This is a genomic window from Gemmatimonadota bacterium (assembly GCA_016209965.1).
Lineage (GTDB): Bacteria > Gemmatimonadota > Gemmatimonadetes > Longimicrobiales > RSA9 > JACQVE01.
Genome location: JACQVE010000065.1, coordinates 1 through 5,475 on the forward strand (window position 1 = coordinate 1; position 5,475 = coordinate 5,475).

Below are 5,475 nucleotides of genomic sequence, written 5' to 3' on the forward strand. Positions count from 1 at the left end.
AACTCGGGCGGCGTCCGCCATGCCGAGCGCAGCACGCGTGCCTCGAGGCCGGCGGGGATGACGCGCGCCAGATTCTCGGGAATACCGCCCCCCGTGACGTGGGCGAGGGCGCGCATCCGGCCGGTGTCGAGTAACGGCCAGACAGGATGGAAATAGCTCTTGTGCACGCGGAGCAGGACATCGCCCACCCGGGCCTCGAGGCAGGGAAAGGTGTCCTCCAGCTCGAGACCGAGTCGGTCGAAGAGGAGCCGGCGCAGCAGCGAGTAGCCGTTGGTGTGGAACCCGTCAGAGGCCAGGCCGATCAAGGCGTCGCCAGCGCGGACCCGGTGAGCGCCGAGCCGTCTCGACTCCTCCACGACACCCACCATGAAGCCGGCCAGGTCGTACTCGCCCGGGGCGTAGAAATCGGGCAGCTCCGCAGTCTCACCACCCAGCAAGGCACAGCCGTGCGCGGCACAGGCCGCCGCCATGCCCGCCACCAGCTCCTCGACCGTGCCGGGCTCGAGACGCGACATCCCGATGTAGTCCATGAAAAAAAGGGGGCGCGCCCCCTCGACCAGGATGTCATTGATGCAGTGGTGCACGAGGTCCCGTCCCACGGTGTCGTGGCGACCCGCGCGCACCGCGACTTTGAGCTTGGTACCCACGCCATCGGCGCTGGCCACGAGCAACGGCTGCTCGAGCCCAGGCGGCAGGCGGATTACGCCGCCGAAGCCACCGGGGCCGGCAATGACACCGGCGCCGGCCGTAGGCGCCGTCAGCTCCCTGATCCGCTCCTTGATCCGAGAAGCCGCATCGCGGTCGACCCCCGCTTGCCGGTAGCTGCTGGCCGCTCTCGAGGCACCGCGCTGGTCACGCCCAGACATTCGCGCCCGCCGGCAGCGTATGCTCGAAGGCGGTCATCTCCCGGAACGCGCGCACCCGATCCTGCACTTCGGCTGGCGTGAGGTCCAGGAAGCGATCAATGCTGAAGCGCTCCACGGCAAAGGATCCCATGGCAGAGCCGTAGATCATGGCACGGCGCAACTCGTCTGGCGCCGTCGCGCCCGCCTGGGCAAGGTATCCCAGGAACCCACCGGCAAATGCGTCGCCCGCTCCCGTGGGATCGAAAACCACTTCCAGCGGATAGCCAGGCGCAAAGAAGGTCATGTCTCGCGTGAAGAGGACGGCGCCGTGCTCGCCTTTCTTCACCACTATGGCCTGGGGCCCCCGCTCCTGGATCCAGCGGGCGGCGCGCAGGAGGTTGTAGTCACCCGTGAGCTGGCGTGCCTCCGAATCGTTTACCAGGAGCAAGTCCACCCGGGACAGGACCTGCAGGAGGGCGGCACGCTTGCCTTCGATCCAGTAGTTCATGGTATCGCAGGCTACGAAGCGGGGCTTCTCGACCTGCTGCAGCACCTCCAGCTGGAGCTCGGGGTCAATATTGCCCAGAAACACCCAGGCAGCACGCCGGCAGTCCTCCGGGATGCGGGGCCGGAACTCGGCAAAGACACCCAGCCGCGTTTCGCGGGTCTCCCGGCTATTGAGGTCGTAGCTGTAGACGCCGGACCAGCGGAAGCTTTCCCCCGGCACCTGGATCAGCCCGGAGAGGTCCACGTCGCGTTGGGCCAGGAACTCGAGGTCAGCCAGAGGGAAGTCGTCACCGACAACACCCACTAGGTGGACCGGGTGGAAGAAGGAGGCCGCGGCACTGAAGAAGGTGGCCGACCCGCCCAACACGTCGCACGCTTCGCCGAACGGCGTCTCGACCGTGTCGAGGGCCACACTCCCCACCACGAGCAAACTCATCCCGCGTCCTCCCGTTCCAACCGTTCGGGTGCTGTGAGCCCCAGCAGCTCGAGGCCGTTGCGCAGCACGATCTGGACAGCGCGTGCCAGCGCCAGGCGAGCGCGGCGCAGCTCGGGGTCATCCACCAGCACGGCCAGGGCAGGGTTGCGGCTGGGGTTTCCCGAATGGTACCACGAGTTGACCATCCCGGCCGTCGCCTCAAGGTAATCGCACACTGCGTGCGGCGCACGCGCTTCGGCGGCTCGCTCGACGACTGCGGGCAGGAGGCTCAACTGCTTGACCAGCTCCTGTTCGGCTTCCGTTTCCAGCCGGTTCAGCTCCGCGCCCTCCGCCTCGATCGCCTCGGGCACCAGCCCTGCTTTGCGGAAGATGCTGCGCATCCGGGCATGCGCGTACTGCACCTTGTAGACGGGGTTCTTCTCCGATTGGTCCAGCGCGAGGTCGAGATCGAAGACCATTTGCGCATCGCCGCGGCGCATCAGGAAGAAGTAGCGGGCCACGTCCACGCCGGTCTCCTCGAACAGCTCGCGCAGGGTTACGTACTCACCCACCCGCTTGCTGAGCCGCACCTCCCGGCCGCCCCGCATGATGCGCACGAGCTGGACGATCTCGACATCCAGGAAATCGGGCAGCCCCAGCGCCGCCATGGCTGCCTGCATGCGGGGCACGTATCCGTGATGATCGGCTCCCCAGACGTCGATCGCGTGGTCGAAGCCGCGTCGCGCCTTGTCCCGATGGTAGGCAATATCGGGTAGGAAATAGGTGTAGCTGCCGTCCCGCTTCACGAGCACGCGATCCTTGTCGTCGCCGAAGGTCGTAGTACGCAGCCAGTGGGCGCCTTCGGAGCGGTAGGTCAGCCCGCGCGTCTCCAGCTCGTGAAGCGTCTCCGGGATCTTCCCTTCGCGGTAGACTCGACTTTCCGGATAGTAGACGTCGAAGCGGACGCGGAACTCCCGCAGGTCATGGTCCTGCTCGGCCTGTAGTCGGCGTGTGGCCCAGTCGCGAAGCCGGGCCAGCCGTTCGCCTCGCGCTGCGCCGCGCAGCTCAGAGCCGTGCTCCGCCTCGACCTGGCGGGCGAGCTGGGCGAGGTACTGGCCGTGATAGCCGCCGGCCGGGATCTCCGCGGCCACTCCCTGCAGCGCGAGCCAGCGCGCCTCGAGCGACTCGGCCAGTTTCTCGACCTGGGCGCCTGCATCGTTGACGTAGAACTCTCGCTCAACTTCGTGGCCGGTCCATTCCAGCAGACTGGCGATGGCGTCGCCCAGTGCCGCGCCGCGGCCGTGGGCAACATGCAGCGGCCCTGTGGGATTGGCAGAGACGAACTCGACCTGGAACCGCTGCGGGTGCGCGCTCGCGCTGCGGCCATAGCCCCGATCCTGGGGCAGAATGCGTCTGAGCTGCTCCTCCAGCAGGGCGCGAGCGAAGCGGAAATTGATGAAGCCCGGGCCGGCGATTTCGGCTGAGGCCACGCCGGCGGCTGGGAGGTCGAGGCACGCCACCACCCGCTCGGCAATGGCCCGCGCCGGGCTGCCCAGCTGCGGAGCTAGCACCAGAGCCAGGTTGGTGGCGAGATCCCCGTGTTCCGGCTTGCGCGGCCGCTCGAGCTGGATTTCGACGGCGCGGCCGCCCCCCAGCTCCGCCGCGATCCGCTCCAGTTGCTCGCGTAACTCTCGAGCGGCCATCTACTCCTGGGATGTGCTGGCCGGCGCGCCGCCGCCCGCCTCAGACTTGGGTTCGCTCTTCGAGCTACTCTTGCCCTCGGCCTTTTCGGCCGGCGCGCCGCCACCCTTCTCCGCCTCCGCCGCCTTCTTGTAGCCTTCGCTGCGGTAGTCCGTGATGTAGAACCCGGCACCCTTGAACAGCACGCCGGCACCCGCCGAGAGCAGCCGTTCCGCCCGGGCGCCGCACTCCGGGCAGGTCTCGAGGGGCGGGTCGCTCATCCGCTGCAGCCTGTCAAAGCGATGTCCCTTCTCACACCGGTATTCGTACGTTGGCACAGTCCCTCCACCTGTTTCCGGATCAGCGGGCGCGGCCGCGACAGCGCCCCGCCCCTAAGTGGTCGAATCCGCAAATACGCCCGCATTCGGCCGCCGATCCATCCCCGCTGGCTGCGTGGGCGTACCTACGAACTCGACCCCTAAGCTCCGCCGCTGCGGTATACGCCCCACTCCTCCCTCAGAACTTCGCTGATCTCGCCGAGCGAAGCTATGGCCCGCACGGCTTCGATCATGGGCGGGAGCAGGTTCTCCGAGGCGCGCGCGGCCGAGCGCACCGCCGCCAGCGAGCGCTGCACCGCGGCGGCGTCCCGGCCGCGCCGCCGCGCTATGAGCTTCTCCCTCTGCCTTCGCCCCAGAGCGGGAAAGTCGGGCTGGTCGATGCGCGGCGGGCCCTCTTCCTCGCGGAGCGCGTTGACTCCCACGATGACGCGCTCCCCGGCTTCCACCGCCTGCTGGTGCTCGTAGGCCGCCCGCTGGATCTCGTCCTGGAAGAATGCGATCGAGCCGGCGGCGCCGCCCAGCCGGTCCACCGTCTCTAGGTAGCCGCGCGCCCGCGCCTCGAGTGCATCCGTCAGCGCCTCGATGTAATAACTACCACCCAAGGGATCGACAGTTTCACTGACTCCCGACTCCTGGGCCAGGATCTGCTGCGTGCGCAGTGCCAGCTTGGCCGAAGCTTCGGCGGGCAGCGCGAGCGCCTCGTCATACGCGTTGGTATGCAGGGACTGCGTGCCGCCCAGGACAGCAGCCAGCGCCTGGATGGTGACGCGGACCACGTTGTTCAAGGGCTGCTGCGCGGTCAGCGTGACGCCGCCCGTCTGCGTGTGGAAACGCAGCCGGCAGGCCTCGTCAGAGGCGCGGAAGCGCTCGCGCATGAGGCGCGCCCACAGCCGCCGTGCCGCCCGAAACTTGGCCACTTCCTCGAACAGGTCGTTGTGCGCCGCGAAGAAGAAGGAGAGGCGGGGCGCGAAAGCCTCGAGGTCCAGCCCCCGCTCCGCGGCACGCCCTACGTATTCCAGCGCATTGGCCAGCGTGAAGGCGAGCTCCTGCGCGGCCGTAGCCCCGGCCTCGCGGATGTGGTAGCCGCTGATCGATATGCTGTTCCAGCGCGGCAGCTCCGCGGCGCAGAAGGCAAAGATGTCCGTGACCAGCCGCAAGCTGGGCTCGACCGGATAGATGTAGGTGCCCCGCGCGATGTACTCCTTGAGCAAGTCGTTCTGCACTGTCCCGGAAAGCCGGTCGCGCGGCACGCCGCGTTCGTCCGCCAGCGCCACGTAGAGCGCAAGCAAGACCGCCGCCGTGGCATTGATGGTCATGGAGACGGACACGCGGTCCAGCGGAATGCCGTCGAACAGGGCACGCATGTCCTCGAGCGTATCGACCGCCACGCCGACGCGGCCAACCTCGCCCTCGGCCACGGGATGATCGGAGTCGTACCCCATCTGCGTGGGCAGGTCGAAGGCCACGCTGAGCCCCGTCTGCCCGTGGTCGAGCAGGTAGCGGTAGCGGCGGTTCGTCTCCTCGGCGGTGCCGAACCCGGCGTACTGGCGCATGGTCCACAGTCGTGCGCGGTACATGGTCGGGTAGACGCCGCGCGTGAAGGGGAACTCGCCGGGATAGCCGAGAGCGGCGTCGTGATCCGGCGCCAGGTCGCCCGGCGTGTACAGCCGCTGGATGGGGATGCCGCTGC

5 protein-coding genes are annotated in these 5,475 nt (G+C 68.2%); all 5 read right to left on the reverse strand.

Going from position 1 to position 5,475, the window contains the following annotated elements:
* On the reverse strand, positions 1–866 hold an 866-nt coding region (locus tag HY703_02880), incomplete at its 3' end, for a phosphoribosylformylglycinamidine cyclo-ligase (GenBank protein MBI4544123.1).
* Entirely contained in the window at positions 853–1,788 is a 936-nt protein-coding gene (locus HY703_02885) for a sugar kinase (GenBank protein ID MBI4544124.1), read from the reverse strand. The genes HY703_02880 and HY703_02885, both read right to left, overlap by 14 nt.
* Entirely contained in the window at positions 1,785–3,470 is a 1,686-nt protein-coding gene (locus HY703_02890; GenBank protein ID MBI4544125.1) for an arginine--tRNA ligase, read from the reverse strand. Before HY703_02890 ends, HY703_02885 begins: the two co-directional genes overlap by 4 nt.
* Positions 3,471–3,785: a zinc ribbon domain-containing protein gene (locus HY703_02895; protein ID MBI4544126.1), complete on the reverse strand. Its 315-nt coding sequence runs from the start codon at positions 3,783–3,785 to the stop codon at positions 3,471–3,473.
* A 140-nt stretch (positions 3,786–3,925) separates the two neighbouring features.
* Positions 3,926–5,475, reverse strand: a 1,550-nt coding sequence (locus HY703_02900) for a methylmalonyl-CoA mutase (GenBank protein MBI4544127.1), incomplete at its 5' end; no start/stop codon positions are given.